At 65.8% G+C, this 16,701-nt stretch carries 16 protein-coding genes; 4 read left to right on the forward strand and 12 right to left on the reverse strand.

The features are described 5' to 3' along the window. Positions 1-106 precede the first annotated feature (106 nt). The 5 genes from ACGLHS_RS00720 to ACGLHS_RS00740 form a co-directional block, all read right to left on the reverse strand. Positions 107-838 (reverse strand): ABC transporter ATP-binding protein, encoded by a 732-nt coding sequence (locus ACGLHS_RS00720; RefSeq protein ID WP_394475966.1) that lies wholly within the window; start codon positions 836-838, stop codon positions 107-109. Then, positions 835-1,638 carry an ABC transporter ATP-binding protein gene (locus tag ACGLHS_RS00725; RefSeq protein ID WP_394475968.1) on the reverse strand — a complete coding sequence of 268 codons (804 nt, stop codon included), beginning with the start codon at positions 1,636-1,638 and terminating at the stop codon, positions 835-837. Before ACGLHS_RS00725 ends, ACGLHS_RS00720 begins: the two co-directional genes overlap by 4 nt. Next, complete coding sequence (locus tag ACGLHS_RS00730) at positions 1,635-2,498, reverse strand: branched-chain amino acid ABC transporter permease (RefSeq protein ID WP_093236745.1); 864 nt, start codon at positions 2,496-2,498, stop codon at positions 1,635-1,637. The genes ACGLHS_RS00725 and ACGLHS_RS00730 overlap by 4 nt, the downstream gene beginning before the upstream one ends. 1 nt (position 2,499) lies before the next feature. After that, entirely contained in the window at positions 2,500-3,381 is an 882-nt protein-coding gene (locus ACGLHS_RS00735; RefSeq protein WP_093236746.1) for a branched-chain amino acid ABC transporter permease, read from the reverse strand. 128 nt (positions 3,382-3,509) lie between these two features. Then, positions 3,510-4,667 carry an ABC transporter substrate-binding protein gene (locus ACGLHS_RS00740; protein WP_176800979.1) on the reverse strand — a complete coding sequence of 386 codons (1,158 nt, stop codon included), beginning with the start codon at positions 4,665-4,667 and terminating at the stop codon, positions 3,510-3,512. A 222-nt stretch (positions 4,668-4,889) separates the two neighbouring features. On the opposite strand from ACGLHS_RS00740, the gene ACGLHS_RS00745 reads away from it, so the two are divergent. Continuing rightward, on the forward strand, positions 4,890-5,969 hold the full coding sequence (locus tag ACGLHS_RS00745) for a TRAP transporter substrate-binding protein (RefSeq protein WP_093236747.1): 1,080 nt from the start codon (positions 4,890-4,892) through the stop codon (positions 5,967-5,969). A gap of 140 nt (positions 5,970-6,109) precedes the next feature. Next, complete coding sequence (locus ACGLHS_RS00750) at positions 6,110-6,448, forward strand: hypothetical protein (protein ID WP_394475973.1); 339 nt, start codon at positions 6,110-6,112, stop codon at positions 6,446-6,448. Between the two features lie 28 nt (positions 6,449-6,476). Here the strand turns inward: ACGLHS_RS00750 and ACGLHS_RS00755 are convergent, their stop codons facing one another. The 3 genes from ACGLHS_RS00755 to ACGLHS_RS00765 form a co-directional block, all read right to left on the reverse strand. Further along, on the reverse strand, positions 6,477-6,992 hold the full coding sequence (locus tag ACGLHS_RS00755; RefSeq protein ID WP_394475975.1) for a hypothetical protein: 516 nt from the start codon (positions 6,990-6,992) through the stop codon (positions 6,477-6,479). Continuing rightward, the gene (locus ACGLHS_RS00760) at positions 6,989-8,533 is read right to left on the reverse strand and encodes a TRAP transporter large permease subunit (RefSeq protein ID WP_394475977.1); all 1,545 of its coding nucleotides are present in this window, start codon (positions 8,531-8,533) and stop codon (positions 6,989-6,991) included. The genes ACGLHS_RS00755 and ACGLHS_RS00760 overlap by 4 nt, the downstream gene beginning before the upstream one ends. A 73-nt stretch (positions 8,534-8,606) precedes the next feature. Then, positions 8,607-9,146 (reverse strand): TRAP transporter small permease subunit, encoded by a 540-nt coding sequence (locus ACGLHS_RS00765; RefSeq protein WP_093236751.1) that lies wholly within the window; start codon positions 9,144-9,146, stop codon positions 8,607-8,609. 167 nt (positions 9,147-9,313) lie between these two features. Here ACGLHS_RS00765 and ACGLHS_RS00770 point away from each other — a divergent pair, with 167 nt between their 5' ends. Next, entirely contained in the window at positions 9,314-10,621 is a 1,308-nt protein-coding gene (locus ACGLHS_RS00770; protein WP_394475980.1) for an SUMF1/EgtB/PvdO family nonheme iron enzyme, read from the forward strand. Between the two features lie 24 nt (positions 10,622-10,645). Here ACGLHS_RS00770 and ACGLHS_RS00775 read toward each other — a convergent pair whose 3' ends face one another. The 4 genes from ACGLHS_RS00775 to ACGLHS_RS00790 form a co-directional block, all read right to left on the reverse strand. Further along, the gene (locus tag ACGLHS_RS00775; RefSeq protein ID WP_394475983.1) at positions 10,646-11,785 is read right to left on the reverse strand and encodes a 2-aminoethylphosphonate--pyruvate transaminase; all 1,140 of its coding nucleotides are present in this window, start codon (positions 11,783-11,785) and stop codon (positions 10,646-10,648) included. A 46-nt stretch (positions 11,786-11,831) separates the two neighbouring features. Further along, positions 11,832-13,565 carry a putative 2-aminoethylphosphonate ABC transporter permease subunit gene (locus ACGLHS_RS00780; protein ID WP_394475985.1) on the reverse strand — a complete coding sequence of 578 codons (1,734 nt, stop codon included), beginning with the start codon at positions 13,563-13,565 and terminating at the stop codon, positions 11,832-11,834. Beyond that, positions 13,562-14,698: a putative 2-aminoethylphosphonate ABC transporter ATP-binding protein gene (locus ACGLHS_RS00785; protein ID WP_394475988.1), complete on the reverse strand. Its 1,137-nt coding sequence runs from the start codon at positions 14,696-14,698 to the stop codon at positions 13,562-13,564. Before ACGLHS_RS00785 ends, ACGLHS_RS00780 begins: the two co-directional genes overlap by 4 nt. 75 nt (positions 14,699-14,773) lie before the next feature. Continuing rightward, positions 14,774-15,814, reverse strand: a complete 1,041-nt coding sequence (locus ACGLHS_RS00790) for a putative 2-aminoethylphosphonate ABC transporter substrate-binding protein (protein ID WP_394475990.1) — start codon at positions 15,812-15,814, stop codon at positions 14,774-14,776. A 158-nt stretch (positions 15,815-15,972) separates the two neighbouring features. Here ACGLHS_RS00790 and ACGLHS_RS00795 point away from each other — a divergent pair, with 158 nt between their 5' ends. Continuing rightward, the gene (locus ACGLHS_RS00795) at positions 15,973-16,701 is read left to right on the forward strand and encodes a phosphonate utilization associated transcriptional regulator (RefSeq protein WP_093236757.1); all 729 of its coding nucleotides are present in this window, start codon (positions 15,973-15,975) and stop codon (positions 16,699-16,701) included.

Raw genomic sequence — 16,701 nt, forward strand, 5'->3', positions numbered from 1 at the left:
GAAGGCTGGGATGGGGGCAAGCGGCCTTGAAGATGCCGCCGCGGTTTACAGGCCGCCGTGCCCCCACCCCGACCCTCCCCCAGCGGGGGAGGGAGGGAAGCCAGGATCAGCTGCCCAGGTACGCGTCCTGCACCTTCGGGTTGCCCAGCAACTCGCGTCCGGTACCCGACAACACGATCGATCCCGTCTCGATCACATACGCCCGGTCGGCAATCTTCAGTGCCTGGCGCACGTTCTGCTCCACCAGGAAGATCGTCAAACCCTGCTTGTTGATCTCGCGCAGCGTGCGGAAGATGTCCTGCACGATGATCGGCGCCAGGCCCATCGAGGGCTCGTCCAACAGCAGCACGCGCGGCTTGGCCATCAGGGCCCGGCCGATCGCCAGCATCTGCTGCTCGCCGCCCGAGAGGTTGCCGGCCAGGCCATCGGCCCGGTCCTTCAGCACCGGGAACAGCGCGTAGATGCGCTCCAGGTCGGCCGCGCGCGCAGCCGCACCGTCGCGCCGCGTGTAGGCGCCCAGCTCGAGGTTCTCGCGCACCGTCAGCGTCGTCAGCGTGGCGCGGCCTTCGGCCACCTGCACCACGCCGCCGGCCACGATCTTGTGGGGCGACAGCGCGGTGATGTCCTGGCCCGCGAAAGTCACGCGGCCCGAGGCCTTCTTCACCAGGCCCGACAGCGCCAGCAGCGTCGTCGACTTGCCCGCGCCATTGGCGCCGACCAGCGTGGTGATCTGCCCTTCGTGCAGCTCGAAGTCGATGCCCTTCACGGCCTGCACGTGCCCGAAGTTCACCTTCAGGTCCTGCACCTGCAGCAAGGGGTTGCTCGTCGCGGCGCTCATGCAGCGGCCTCCTGGTCGTTCGTGGCTTCGTCGTCTTCGCGGCCGAGGTAGGCCTCGATCACCTGCGGGTCGTTGCGGATCTGCTCGGGTCCGCCGCGCGCGATGATGCGGCCGAAGTTGAGCACCGCGATCTGCTGGCACAGGCCCATCACGAAGCGCATGTCGTGCTCGATCATGAACACGGTGTAGCCGCGCGCCGCGATGTTCTCGATCTCGACCATCAGCTCGCTTTTCTCGGTGCTGTTCATGCCGGCGACCGGCTCGTCGAGCAGCAGCAGCGTGGGCTCGGTGGCCAGCGCGCGCGCCAGCTCCAGCTTGCGCTGGTCGCCGTACGAGAGGTTGTCGGCCACGTCGTTCGCCTTGTGGTCGAGCTTGACCCAACTGAGCAGTTCGCGCGCACGGTCGCGCGCGCGCTTTTCCTCGCTGCGGAACAGGCCCGTGCCGGCCAGCAGGCCGAGGGGGCCGTAGCGCAGCTTGGCGTCCATGCCGACAGTGACGTTCTCCAGCAGCGACATCTCCTTGAAGATGCGGATGTTCTGGAAGGTGCGCGCAATGCCGCCACGGGTGATCTGGAAGGGCTTGCGGCCCGCCAGGTCCTGGCCCTCGAAGTGGATGGTGCCGCTGGTGGTCGGCAACAGGCCGGTGATCAGGTTGAACACCGTCGTCTTGCCGGCGCCGTTGGGGCCGATGAGCCCGAACACGCCGCCCTTGGGAATGTCGAGGTTCACGTCCTGCAGGACCTTCAGGCCACCGAAGTGGCGCGACACGTTCTTGAGTGTGAGAAGCGTGTTTTCGCTCATGCCGCGCTCCCCTTGCGTGCGAACCACTGGCGGATGCGCGCCGGGTCCCAGATGCCCTTGGGCAGGAACAGCACGATCAGCACGAGGATGAAGCCATTGACCACGAGGCGGAAGGCGCCGAGGCCGCGCAGCATTTCAGGCAGCAGCGTGAGGATGGTGCCGCCCAGCACCGGGCCGGTGAGGCTGCCGATGCCGCCAAGAATCGCCATCGTGAGGATGTCGACCGCGCGGTTGAAACCGTACTCGGCCGGGCCGATGAAGAAGGTCAGGTGCGCATTGAGCGTGCCCGCCAGGCCGGCGATGGCGCCGCCCAGCACGAAGGCCAGCATCTTGTGGCCCGCCACGTCGATGCCCATCAGGCCGGCGGCGGTTTCGTCTTCCTTGATGGCCTCGAAGGCGCGGCCCACCTTGGAGCGGCGGATGCGCCACAGCACCAGCAGCACGAGCACCAGCGCCAGCGCCACGTGCCACCACTCGGTCGATTGCGGAATGCCGTTCAGGCCCAGCGCGCCGCCCGTGAGCGACTCGGCGTTGAGGATGGCGATGCGCACCACCTCGCCGAAGGCCAGCGTGGCCATCGCCAGGTACACGCCCGACAGCCGCAGCGTCGGCTTGCCGATGATGAAGGCGACCAGCGCCGGCGCCGCCATGCCGGCGGCAATGGCGACCGGGAACGGCGCGCCGTAGTTCAGCGTGAGGATCGACGCGGTGTACGCGCCGATGCCCATGAAGGCGGCATTGGCCAGCGCCAGCATGCCGCAGGCGAGGGTGAGCCAGATCGAGAGTGCCAGCAGGCCGTTGATGCCGAGCGAGAGCACCAGGTTGCTGTAGACCGACCAGAAATTGTCGAGCGCTTCCATGTCAGACCTTGCGCTCCTTCAGCGAACCGAACAGACCCTTCGGACGCACCAGCAGCACGAGGAACAGCAGGCCGAAGGCCACCGCGTCGCGCATGTTGGAGCCCACGTAGGCCACCGACAGCACTTCGGCAAAGCCGAGGAACAGGCCGCCGAGCAGCGCGCCGCGGATGTCGCCCATGCCGCCCAGGATGATCACCGCGATGCCCTTCTCGAGCATCGGCTGGCCCATCAGCGGGAAGAGGGCGTTCGAATACAGGCCGATCAGCACGCCCGCCACGCCGCCCAGGCCGGCGGCCACGAACGAGGTCAGATAGAACAGGCCTTCGACGTTCACGCCGACGAGGTACGCCGCCTTGGGCGACTCGGCAATGGCGCGCAGCGCGCGGCCCAGTTGCGTGCGCTGCAGCGACAGCATCAGCAGGCCCATGAGCAGGAACGACGCCAGCACGATGCCCAGTTCGAGCACGGTGACGTGGATGCCGGCGATCACCAGCGCGTCGTCGGGAATGGTGCCGGCCGGAAAGCGCAGGTTCTCCGCGCCGAAGATGCCCTGGATGCCGTTGTTCAGGATGATGGCCACGCCGATGGTGGCGATCATCGGAATCAGGTGGGGTGCGTTGCGTTTGCGCAGCGGCTTGAGCACCAGCACGTCGATCAGCAGGCCGAGCACGCCGCAGAAGGCGAACGCGAAGGGCAGGCCGACCCACAGGGGCAGGTGCAGCACGCGCATGAACTCGGCCGCCGAATAGGCGCCGACCATGAAGACCGCGCCATGCGACAGGTTGATGACGCCGAGCACGCCGAAGATGAGTGTGAAGCCGAGCGCGAAGAGTGCGTAGACGCACCCCAGCGACAAGGCGTTGACAAGCTGCTGATCGAGCACGATGGGCTTCCGTCAGGCCGCAACCGTAGGGGGCATTGCGGCAAATCAAAAAAGAAAACGGCGCAGGAGGCCTGCGCCATGCGAAGGGCACCGGCGGGCCGCGCGACGCGGTCCCGCCACGGCGGTGCTTACTTCTCGATCACGAACGCAGTGCCCTTCGTGACGCTCACGATGGCCTGCTGCTGGGCGTCGTAGCCGGCGGGCTTGCCGGCCTTGTCCTTGGCGCGCGCGAAGGTGAAGGCGCCGGTGGCACCGGTCCACTTCACGTTGGGCAGGGCATCGCGCAGCGCGCTGCGGTCCGATGCCAGGTTGCCCGTCAGCTTCACGCCCTTGAGCGCCTGCGCGACCACGTACAGGCCGTCGTAGGCCTGTGCCGCGAACTGGTCCGGCGCGATCTTGAACTTGTCGTTGTAGGCCTTCTGGAACTTGGTGTTCTCGGGCGTGGCGTTGCTGGCCGACCAGGGGCTGCCGACGTAGAGGTTGTCCGAGCTGCCCTTGGCCAACTCGAAGATCTTCGTGGAGTTCATGCCGTTGCCGCCGATGATCGGCACGTTCAGGCCGAGCTGGCGGGCCTGCACCATCACCGGTGCGCCTTCGGCCAGCAGTGCGGACAGCACGATGGCGTCGGGGTTGGTGGCCTTGATCTTGGTCAGCTGGGCCTTGAAGTCCACGTCGCCCTTGGCGAAGGTCTCGGTGGTGGTCACGGGCAGCTTCAGGTCTTCGAGGGCCTTCTTGAAGTTGTCGTAGCCGCTCTTGGTGAACACGTCGTCGTTGCCGTACAGCACGGCGACCTTCTTCACGTTGGCGTGCTTGATGGCCACGCGCAGCGTTTCGGGCAGCACGTCGGCTTCGGTCACCGAGTTGCGGAAGATGTAGTCACCGATCGAGGTGATGCCGTCGGCCGTGTTCGAGGTGCCGAAGGCCACGGTCTTGGCGGCCTGGGCGATCGGGTCGGCGGCTTGTGCCGAGTTCGACAGCGTGGGGCCGAAGGTCATCAGGACCTTGTCCTGGAAGATCAGTTTCTTGAAGACGTTGATGGCGTCTTCCTTCTTGCCCTGCTCGTCCTCGATGGCCAGCACGATCTTGTCGCCGTTGATGCCGCCGGCGGCGTTGATCTCGTCGGCTGCCAGTTGGAAGCCGTTGCGGATGGCGGAGCCATATTGGGCAGCGCCGCCCGACAGGGCAGCGGCCACGCCGATCTTGATGTCGGCGGCCTGCGCGCTACCGAATGCGGTGGCGGCAACGAGTGCGAAGAGAGCGGGTTTGAAGGGAATGGAGCGGATCATCTGTTGGATGCCTCGGTGGTTTTGAGTGATGAAGGCGAAGTAACATTTTATGCCTCGCCTGCAACACCTTCCGGATCGCATGCGCCCCGCCCGAATGCCGCAGGGTAAACCCCCGCCGGGCACCTGTAAGCGCGTTTTTACAATCGCCCCGGCTTACACCAAAGTCCCCAACGCGGCCACAAGCCGCGTTTTGTTTTATTCAAAGAACTCGGAGAGCTATCAATGGATCGTCGTTCCCTCATCAAAAACGCCGGCATCGCCGGCGTTCTGGCTGCCGGCATCGCACCCGCGGTTCATGCGCAGGCAACCGTTCGCTGGCGCCTGGCGTCGAGTTTTCCCAAGTCGCTGGACACCATCTTCGGCACCGCCGAGGTGTTCGCCAAGAGCGTCAGCGACATGACGGGCGGCAAGTTCCAGATCTCCGTGCACGCCGGTGGCGAGCTGATGCCCGCGTTCGGCGTGGTGGACGGCGTGCAGAACGCATCGGTCGAGATGGCCCACACGGCGCCGTACTACTTCTACGGCAAGGACCCGACCTTCTGCCTGGGCTGCGCAGTGCCCTTCGGCATGAACACCCGCCAGCAGAACGCATGGATGTACGAAGGCAACGGCCTGAAGCTGATGCGCGCGTTCTATGCCAAGTACAACATCATCAACCTGCCGGGCGGCAACACGGGCGCGCAGATGGGCGGCTGGTTCCGCAAGGAAATCAAGTCGGTCGCCGACCTGAAGGGCCTGAAGTTCCGCACCAACCCGTTCGCCGGCAAGGTGCTCGAACCCTTCGGCGTGATCCCGCAATCGATCCCTGGCGCCGACCTGTACCCGGCGCTTGAAAAGGGCACGCTCGACGGCCTGGAGTGGGTCGGCCCGTACGACGACCAGAAGCTGGGCTTCAACAAGATCGCCCCGTTCTACTACTACCCCGGCTGGTGGGAAGGCGGCCCCGAGCTCGACTTCTACATCAACACCAAGGCCTGGGAAGGCCTGTCGGGCGAGTACAAGGCCATCGTCGAGGCGGCCGCCGCACACGCCAACATCACCATGACCGCCAAGTACGACGCCAAGAACCCGGTCGCGCTCAAGCAGCTCGTGGGCTCGGGCACCAAGCTGCGCCCGTTCTCGCAGGACGTGATGAACGCCGCCTTCAAGTCGGCCCAGCAGATCTACTCGGACCTGAACAACAGCAACCCCGAGTGGAAGAAGATCTACGGCGACTGGTCGAAATTCCTGGCCGACCAGAACGCCTGGTTCCGCTACACCGAAGGCACGTTCGACCGCTTCATGCAGCAGCAGAAGCTGTAAGAAGAAAAGGCGGGCGCCATTGCGGCGCCTTGTCTCGAGCAAGAAGCCCTGCCGATCCAGGCGGGGCTTTTTTTCGCCCGTTCGCTGCGGTTATCGTGCGTCTCTTTCTCCATCTTCCAGGTCTTCTTCGCATGCTTCGAATGTCGTCCCTTGCGATAGCGCTTCTCGCGATGGCGTTCACCTCGGGCGCGCAGGCCGCGGCCGGCACGGGCAGCTACACGCTGCCATGGAACACGCGCGGCGAGGTACTCGAATACCACTCGTGCGGCTGCGGCGATTCGTGCTGGGTGGCCGAGGTGCGCAATGCGCACACCAAGGCGTTGAAGGGCCGGCTGCGCTGCGATTGCGAACAGCTCCATGCCCAGGTCGGGCCGAAGGGCGCGGAGCGGGTGCAGGCGGCAAGTTGTCCGGCCGATGGCGATGGCATCGACAAGCCGCGCGCCATTCGCGAAACGCTCGAGCGCCTGCTCCAGCGATAGAAGAAGAAAGCGCCCCGAGGCGCCTTGCTCAGGGCTCGCCGTTGTCCGGCTTCTGCGGAATCGAGCGCTTCGCCACCTGCTCGCCGAACGCCACGAGCACGCTAGCGTCGGCCGCGTGGAACCACGTCATGCCGCCGTAGCGCCGCCGCACCAGCAGCCGCGGTGCGATCAGGCGTTCGAGCATGCGGATGTGCACCAGCTTGAGCTGCGCCACGTCCTGTGCGCTCACGCGCTTGTCCCAGAGCCAGGTCTGCGTGAGCACGTCACCCTCGATGCGGGTGCGGCTGTAGACGATCCAGTAGCCCACCCACACCACGCACAGGGCCGCGATGCCGAACACCACCAGGGCGCTGGTCGACCAGGTGGTGGTGCGCAGCGAAGGCAGGCTCCAGAGCGCGAAGGCGAAGATGTCCACCACGAGCACCACCGCCAGCGTGCGCAAGAGCGGCGGGAAGGCCGCGCTTTCAAGGGGCGGGGTGCGAGGGCCGTCGATGTTGTCGTTGTCCTGTTGTTCTTGCGCGGTGCCTGGGCCGTGGTCGCTCACGGCTTGGCGGTCTCGCTGGAGGCCGGCGGTGCTTCGGCCGGGGTGGCCGCCTCATCCTTCTTGCCGTTGCCGAATGGGTCTTCCATGTTCACGCCGTTGCTGTCGGGGGCGGGGGGCGGCTCGGCGTCAGCGGGCATGTCGAGGTTGACCTTGTCGATGTCGACGACCTTTTCCTTCTCGAGGAACACGGTCACCGTCTGCGGGAAGAAGATCACGATGGCCACCAGCAGCAGCTGCATCGCCACCCACGGAATGGCGCCCAGGTAGATGTCGCGCGACTCCACCTTCTTGGGCAACGCCCCGTTCTTGAAGAGGGTGTCGGCGATGCCCCGCAAATAGAACAGCGCAAAGCCGAAGGGCGGATGCATGAACGAGGTCTGCATGTTCACGCACAGCAGCACGCCGAACCACACCATGTCGATGCCCAGCTTGTGCGCGACGGGCCCCAGCAGCGGCAGGATGATGAACGCGATCTCGAAGAAGTCGAGGAAGAACGCAAGGAAGAAGACGAAGATGTTGACCGCGATCAGGAAGCCGACCTGCCCGCCCGGCAGGCCCGACAGCATGTGCTCGATCCACTTGGCACCATCGACGCCCTGGAACACCAGCGAGAACACGCGCGAGCCGATCAGGATGAACACCACCATGGCCGTCAGGCGCATCGTGCCTTCCATCGCGCCCTTCAGCAGCGACCAGTTCAGGCGGCGATGGATGAGCGCCAGGATCAGCGAGCCCACCGCGCCCATCGCGCCGGCCTCGGTCGGCGTGGCGATGGCGTTGTCCATGAAGGGCAGGCCGCCCATCGAGCCCAGCACCGCGAAGATCAGGATGGCCGAGGGGATGATGCCGCGCAGGCACTTGCCCCACAGTGCCCAGCCGTTCAGCGTGCGTGCGGTGACGGGCAGGCCCGGCACGTAGTGCGGGCGCAGCCGGCCCACCAGGAAGGTGTAGATCGCGAAGATGATCACCTGCAGGATCGACGGACCCCAGGCGCCCTTGTACATCTGGCCGACGTCGGTGCCGAGCTGGTCGGCCATGACGATGAGCACCAGCGAGGGCGGCACCAGCTGCGTGATCGTGCCCGAGGCGGCGAGCACGCCGGTCGAGTAGCGCATGTCGTAGCCGTAGCGCATCATGATCGGCAGCGAGATCATCGCCATCGCGATCACCTGGCCGGCCACCGTGCCGGTGATGGCGCCGAGGATGAAGCCCACGATGATCACCGAGTAGCCCAGGCCGCCGCGCACCGGGCCGAAGAGCTGGCCCATGGAGTCGAGCATGTCCTCCGCCAATCCGCACTTCTCCAGTACGGCTCCCATCAGGGTGAAGAACGGAATGGCGAGCAGCGTCTCGTTCGACAGGATGCCGAAAACGTTGAGCGGCAGGTTGGCCATGAAGCCGGCCGGGAACCAGCCCATCTCGATGGCGAAGAAGCCGCAGATCAGGCCCAGGGCCGAGAGCGAAAACGCGACCGGGAACCCGATCAGCATGATCACGATGAGCCCCGCGAACATGATCGGGGCAAAGTTTTCCATGTGCATTGCTACTTACCTGCGGTGCGAGAAAGGGCGGGGCCTGAAAGAGTGCGAAGGAGGGGCGCGCAAGGGGCGCCCGTCACTGCACCGGCTTCTCGTAGTGCGTGTCCATCTGGATCAGGCCGCGCAGGTAGGCAATGCGCTTGATGATTTCCGAAACGCCCTGCAGGAACATCGCCGCAAAGCCCACGGGCATCAGCAGCGCGGCGGGCCAGCGGATCAGGCCGCCGATGTTGCCCGACATCTCGCCGGTGACCCACATGTTCCAGAAGAAGGGCCAGGTGAGGTACGTGAAGAGCGCCATCACCGGCAGCAGGAAGAAGATGAGCCCGAACAGGTCGACATACACCGGCCCGTAGCCCTTGAGCTTGCCGTAGATGATGTCCACGCGCACATGCTCGTTGAAGCGAAGCACCACGGGCGCACCGAGCATCACGGTGGCGGCGAACAGGTACCACTGGATCTCGAGCCACGAGTTCTTGCTGAAGTCGAGGCCATAGCGGATGAGGGCATTGCCGGCAGAGATCAGCGAGGCACCCAGTACGGCGTAGCCGGCGATCTTGCCGAGTTTTTCGCTGACCCAGTCCATGCCGGTCGCGAATTTGAGGAATGCAGACAAGGGGTGTCTCCCACGAAGCCCAGAAAAAACGCGGGCCCGTTGTGGGGGCTGCGCAAAAGCCCGGAATGTTACCCGCGCATACCTTTGTATTGCGCCGTTTCACTGGGCGGGTTTACCCGGAATCCGGGGCATGTTTCGAGGCCCTTGGGCGGTCCTCATAATCGGCGATGTCTTCGCGCCTGCCGCCTTCCTCGACCCCTTCCGGGGCCCAGGGCCTGCCCCATTCGATCGACTCGACGGACATGTGCCGCGCCGGCCGTGAGCTGTTGTCGCTGGCACTGATCGATGCGCGCAACCAGACGCTGCACCTGCTGTCGCTCTATGAAGAAGCCATGGGCGCCGATGCGCTCGTGCGGCCACCCGCGCTGGAAGAAGAAGGCGTGGTGCCGGCGGCCTGGCTGGCCGGCCACATCGGCTGGTTTGCCGAGTGGTGGATCGGCCGCAACACGCAGCGCGCCTTCGGCCCCGACTGCCCGGTGCGGCCCACGCGGCTCGCGGCGATCGAGCCCGGCGCCGACGACTGGTGGAGCCCGATGCAGCACGCGCCCGGGCCCCGTCGCTGGCCCGCGGACCTGCCCGATCTCGGCCAGACCCGCGCCTACTTGCTCGAAACGCTGGAGAGCACGCTCGAGCTGCTGGAGCACGCGGCCGAGACCGATGCGGGGCTGTACTTCTATCGCCTCGCGTTGTTCCATGAAGACCTGCGCGGCGAGCAGTTCGTGGTGATGGCGCAGACGCTGGGGCTGCCCTTGGGCATCGAGCAGGCGCCCATTGCCGTCACGCACCCGCCGTTGTTGCTGCCGGCCACGCGCTGGGAGCTGGGGTCGTCCGAGAGTGGCTTCGCCTTTGCGCAGGAGCGCAGCGCACACCGGGTCGACGTGCCCGAGTTCGAGATCGATGCGCAGCCCGTCACCTGGAACCAGTACATCGAGTTCGTCGACGACGGCGGCTACGACCGTGAGGAACTGTGGCACGCCGAGGGCTGGCGCTGGTTGGCCGCGCAGGTCGAGGGACGGCGCGGGCCGCGCCATGTCGAGCAGATCGGCGTGGCACGCAACGGCACGGGCGGCTCGGTGCTGCAGCAGCGCTTCGGTGCGACCGTGCGGGCGGCCGGGCATCACAGCGCCGTGCACCTGAGCTGGTGGGAGGCCGATGCCTGGGCCCGCTGGGCGGGGCGACGCGTTGCGACCGAGGTCGAATGGGAAATCGCGGCGCATGTGGCCGCGCGGCGCGGCTTTCGCTGGGCCGACGTGCACGAATGGACGGCGGGCACGCTGCAGCCATGGCCCGGCTATCGCGCCGACCCGTGGAGCGCCGGCGGCGAGTTCGACCCCGAGGCCGCCTTCGGCCGTGCGCGCGTGCTGCGCGGTGCCTCGTTCGCGACGCGTGCGCGCCTGCGCTCGCTCAAGCGCCGCAGCTTCGCGCTGCCAGAGCGCGACGACGGCTTCTTCGGCTTCCGGACCTGCGCGTTGTAGGGGCCGTCCGTCCGTGCGCGCCGCTCAGGCTGTGGCGGTCGCCGACACCTGCCGGATCCCCATGGCTTTCAGCGTGTCCGCAATCGCCGCGACCGCACCAGGAATGCCCGCCTCGCCGAAGTGCCCCATGCAGCCGACGCGGAAGGTCTCCACCTGCGTGAGCTTGCCGGGGTAGAGGATGTAGCCGCGCTTCTTGACCTCTTGATAGAAGGTCTTGAAGTTGTAGTTGGCGTCGTCCGGCGCGTGGAAGGTGATGATGATCGGCGCCTGGATGGCCGGGTCGAGAAAGCTCCTGAAACCCAGCGCAGCCAGCCCGTCGATGAGTCCCTTGCAGTTGCGCGCATAGCGTGCGCCGCGTGCCTTCAGGCCGCCTTCCTCGATGTACTGCGCAATGGCGGTGTCGAGTGCCGCGACCACATGCGTGGGCGGCGTGAAGCGCCATTGCGTGGTCTTTTCCATGTACACCCACTGGTCGTACAGGTCCATGCTCAGCGAGTGGCAGTTGCCTTCGCATTTCTCGAGCGTGCTGCGCTTGATGACCACGAAGCCCATGCCCGGTACGCCTTCGAGGCACTTGCCCGAAGCAGCGACGACCGCGTCGAAGGGCGTCCTGCGTGCATCGATCTCCAGCGCGCCGAAGGAACTCATGGCATCGATGATCAGGCCGCGGCCATGCTTTGCAACCACCAGCGCGATCTCGTGCAGCGGGTTGAGCACGCCCGCGCCGGTTTCGCAATGCACCACGGCGACGTGCGTGATGCTGGGGTCGGCTGCAAGCGCGCGGTCGACGTCTGCGGGCGACACCTGCTTTTCCTCGGTGTAGTCGATGGTGGTCAGCCTGCGGCCCAGCACCTTGCAGATCTTCGCGAGGCGCTGGCAGTAGGCGCCGTTGCTCGGCACCAGCACATGGCCGTTGCGCGGAACGACGGTGCCGATGGCTGCTTCCACCGAGAAGGTGCCGCTGCCCTGCAGCGGAACGCATTCGTGCGTGCCCGTGCCGTGCACGATGTTCAGCACTTCCTTGCGGATGCGCGCGGTGATCTGGTTGAAGTCCGCATCCCACGAACCCCAGTCGCGCAGCATCGCTTGGCGTGTGCGGTCCGAGGTGGTCAGGGGGCCGGGCGTGAGCAGGATGGGGTAGCTGGGGTGGTGCGTTTGACTCATGATGTCTCCAGGCGGGGAAAGGAAATGAGAGAGGTGCGATGCGTGTTCAGCCGCGGCTCAGGTTGCGCCAGGCCTGCGTGCGCGACAGCAGCACGCGCGTGAGCAGCGAATAGGCGATGCACACGAGGGTCGAGGTCACGACGATCAGGCTGGCCAGCGCCGCGGCCGGGCCGATGTCGCCGGCGTCGTCCAGATGCATGATCGCGACCGAGGCCAGGATGGTCTCGGGCGTGTAGAGAAAGATGGCGCACGACAGGCTGGCCATCGACACCACGAAGAAGTAGCGCCCGATGTCCAGGATGGCCGGCAGGCACACCGGCACCGTCACCCGCAGGAAGGTCTTGAAGAACGGCACCTTGAGCGAGGCCGACACGGCCTCGAACTCGTTGTCGATCTGCTTGAGCGCGGTGACGGCCGTGAGATGGCTCGACGTGTAGTAGTGCACCACCATCGAGATGATCAGGATCGCCATCGTCTGGTAGAGAAAGTTCAGCGGGTTGGCCGGATGGTTGAAGAACATCACGTAGCCCAGCCCGAGCACCAGTCCCGGCACCGCCATCGACAGCACCGCCATCAGGTGCATGCCGCGGCGCATCAGGCCGAGGTTGCGCGTCTTCTCGATCAGGTAGGCGCCCACGAACACGATGAGCGAGCCGGCCACGGCGGTGGCCATGGCGACGATCAGGCTGTTGCCGTAGGCCGCGGCCATGTCGCTTTCGACCAGCACGAAGTGATAGTGCTTGAGCGTGAGCGAAAGGTCGTAGGGCCACAGCGAGATCAGCGAGGTGTAGATCGCCATGCCGATGGTGGCCAGCAGCAGGCCGCACACCACCGTACAGAACAGCATCAGCAGCGGATCGGCGAGCTTGCGGCGCTTGGGGCTGTAGGGCACCGAGCGGGCCGTGAGCTGCGCCTTCAGCTTGCGCCGCACCACGTAGTCGATGACGAAGGAAATGATCGACGGAATCAGCAGCAGCATGCCCACCACCGCGCCGATCGAGAAGTTGTGCTGTCCCACCACCTGCTTGAAGACATCGACCGACAGCACGTTGAAGTTGCCGCCGATCACCTTGGGTGCGCCGAAGTCGCTCACCACATAGGTGAAGACCACGGTGGCCGCGCTGATGAGGCCGTACTTGCACGATGGCAGCGTGATGGTCATGAACTGCCGCAAGGGCCGGGTGCGCAGCGCGGTGGCGGCCTCGTACAGCCGTCCGTCGGCCAGCGACAGGGCGGTGATCAGGATCATCAGCGCATGCGGAAAGGTGTTGTAGACCTCCGCCATGATGATCCCCGGCGCACCGTAGATCGACACGCCGCCCAGGAGGAACTTGAGCGCCCCCTGGTTGCCGAACCACTGCACGAACGAAATGGCCGACAGCAGCGAGGGCGCCAGCAGCGGAATCAGCGCGACGAGGCGAAACACCGCCTTGAGCGGCGCCGGCATGCAACTGCGCGTGAGCGCATAGGCGAAGACGAAGGCCGTGGGCACCGAGATCATCACCACCACCGCAGACACCCAGATCGAGTTCCACGCCGCGCGCAGCAGGCTGGGTGTCTGGAAGTAGGTGATGAAGTGGGTCAGGCCGACGAAGCGGCCTTCCCGGTCCTGCACGGCATGCGCCAGGATGGTCAGCAGCGGTGCGATCAGGAACACGAACAGCATCGCCATCACCACGAGCAGGATGGCGCGGGCGATGGTTTCGTCGCGGCTCCAGCGCATGACGGGGCGCGCGCTGAAGGCGGCGAACGCGGTGCGAGGGCGGGCGAGCGTGTTCATGGCTTCGGCGTGCGGGCGGAGAAGGCGCGGATGCGGTTCGCGCGCAGCGCGATGTCGATGGTGTTGCCTTCGCGGATGTCCAGGTCGTGCAACTGGTTGAGCGAAAAGTGCAGGCCCAGCGCCTGCCCATGCAGCGCATCGGCCGTCACTTCGGCAATGCACAGGCCGCCGAGAAACTCGACCTTGGTGACCCGCACCTGCAGGCGGTTGGCCGTGTCGTCGGCCAGGTGCTCGACCGCGCGGTCTTCGGGGCGCAGGTAGAGGTTGACGGCCTCGCCGGGCTCGAAGGCGCCGTCGCAGGCGTCGCACTGCAGTTCCATGTCGCCGACCTGGAAGCGGTGGTTGCCCAGCGCCACCGAGCGCAGCACATTCACCTTGCCCACGAAATCGGCCACGAAGGGCGTGGCCGGCTGTTCATAGACTTCCATCGGCGTGCCGACCTGCTCGATCACGCCGTGGTTCATGACCACGATGCGGTCTGCCATCGACAGCGCTTCTTCCTGGTCGTGCGTGACCATGATGGTCGTGATGCCGACCTGCTTTTGCAGCCGGCGGATTTCACCGCGCAGGCGGATGCGCTCCAGCGCATCGAGCGCCGACAGCGGCTCGTCGAGCAGCAGGAGGCCGGGTCGCGTGGCAAGGGCGCGCGCCAGCGCCACGCGCTGTTGCTGCCCACCGGAGAGCTGGCTCGGGTATTTGTTGCCCGAGGTCGGCAGGCCGACGAGCTTCAGCAATTCTTCGACGCGTGCCTTGATGTCGCCGCGCCGGGCGCGGCTGTTGACCAGGCCGTAGCCGATGTTGTCGGCAATCGAGAGATTGGGAAAGAGCGCATACGACTGGAACACGATGCCGTAGTCGCGCTTGTCCGGCGAGAGCCACGAGACGTCCTTGCCGTTCTGCAGGATCTGCCCGGAGGTCTGCGTTTCCAGTCCCGCGATGATGCGCAGCAGCGTGGTCTTGCCGCAGCCCGAGGGGCCGAGAAAGCACAGCATCTCGCCCGGATTCACGCGCAGGTGCACGTCGCGCAACGCGCTGAAGGATTCGAAGTCCTTGCGCACGCCGACGATCTCGAGCGCGGCGGGCGCGCTCGCAGGCACCGGGTTGGCAATGAACTTGGTGTCGGTCATATCCATTTTTCGCACTCGTCGTTGGCGGGCGTCGCCACTGCGGCGGCGCCCGCGGATTGAAAGTCGGGAATGCCGCGGGGCTTACTTGGGTTCGGCCTTGCCTTCGTAGCGCTTGCTCCATTCCGCCAGGATGCGTTCGCGGTTCTTTGCCGCCCAGTTGATGTCGTTCTTGGCCAGCAGCTTTTCGTAGTTGTCCGGAATGCCTTCCAGCTTCGAGGCCACGCCGGGGTAGGCCACCACGGCCCACCAGGTGGAGGTGATCTGGTTGGCCTCCTTGCTGGCCATCCAGTCGGCGAAGCGCTTGGCTTGCGGCAGCTTCGTGCTGGTCTTCATGAGGCTGGTGGCTTCGATGTCCCAGCCCAGGCCTTCTTTCGGGAAGATCAGATCGACCGGCGCGCCCGACTTCTTGACCTGGTGTGCGCGGAACTCGAAGGAAATGCCGATGGGGAACTCGCCCGCGCCGGCCTGCTTGCAGGGCTTGGAGCCCGAGTGCACGTACTGCGCGATGTTCTGGTGCAGCGCGTCCATGTACTTCCAGCCTTCGGCGTCGCCCATGTTCTGCAGCCACGAGGACACGTCGAGATAACCGGTGCCGCTGGAGGCCGGGTGCGGCATCGAGATCGTGCCCTTGTAGACCGGCTTGGCCAGGTCTTTCCAGGTCTCGGGCTTTGGAAGGCCGAGCTTCTGCGCCTCGACGCGGTTGAAGCAGATGGTCGCGGCCCAGACGTCCATGCCGACCCAGGCCGGTGGGCGTGCGGCGTCGGAGTACGCGGGGTTCAACTCCTTGAAGCCCTTGGGCTCGTAGGGCAGCAGCATGCCTTCCTGTCCCAGCAGGGCCAGGCTGCTGGCGGCCAGGCCGGCCACCACGTCGGCCTGCGGATTGGCTTTCTCGGCCAGCAGCTTGGCGGTGACGATGCCGGTGGAGTCGCGCACCCACTTCACCTCGATGTCCGGGTTGGCTTTCTCGAAGGCGTCCTTGTAGAGCTTCATGGCATCGGTTTCGAGCGCCGTGTAGACCAGGAGCGAGGTCTTTTGCGCCCATGCAGCGCCGCTGGCCGCAAGGCCGAGCGTCGCCGCACACAGAACCGCCGTGAGACGGCGCGTGCTTTGTTTCATCGTCATCTGTTTCTCCTGAGAGGGCTGGCTGTCACTGGAAGAGGTGAGTGGCGGGCTCCGGCTGCTGGCGTGCCAAGCTCCGGCGAGCGAAATGTAGATTGACGATTGATGACTGTCAATAAAAGATTGTTGACAGTTTTCAATTCTTCGGGAAAATACGCCCCATGGTCACCAGCAATCACTCCGCCGCCCTCGCATTCCTCCAGTCCAGCTCGCTGCCGATGCTGATGCAGGAGGAAATCGAGCGTTTGATCATGACGGGCGAGCTCCCCGTCGGTAGCCGCATCAACGAGAGCGAGCTCTCGCAGCGCTTCAACACCAGCCGCGGCCCCATCCGGGAAGCGCTGCGGGCGCTGGAAGAAGCCGGCCTCGTGCGCAACGAAAAGAACCGCGGCGTCTTCGTGCGCGAAATCGCATTCGAGGAAGCCGACGAGATCTACGAACTGCGCGAGGCGCTCGAAGAAATCATCGGCCGCCGCGTGGCGCTGGCCATTGCGCCCGACGCGATCGAGCGGCTGCGCGCCATGGTCGACGCGATGCGTTCGGCCGCGCAGGCGCAGGACGTGGAGCAGTACGCACAGCTCAACCTGCAGTTCCACGAGATCCTGCTCGACACCGCCGGCAGCAAGAAGCTCACCGAAACCTACAAGCGCCTGGTCAAGGAGCTGCACCTTTTCAGAATGCGCGCGCTCGACAGCGGCGGGGGCCTCAAGGTCTCGGCCGACGAGCACAGCCACATCGTCGACGCGATTGCCAGCGGCAACCCCGAGACGGCGGGGCGCGCGCTGCGCGAGCACGTGGCCGGCAGCCGCGCACGCATGCACAAGGCCTTCGGCCGCGCCGATTCCGACGCGGCCGTGGCATCGAACAACCCACCCCAAAAGGAAGTCTGA

The sequence above is a fragment of the Variovorax sp. VaC1 genome (assembly GCF_043658315.1).
Lineage (GTDB): Bacteria > Pseudomonadota > Gammaproteobacteria > Burkholderiales > Burkholderiaceae_C > Variovorax.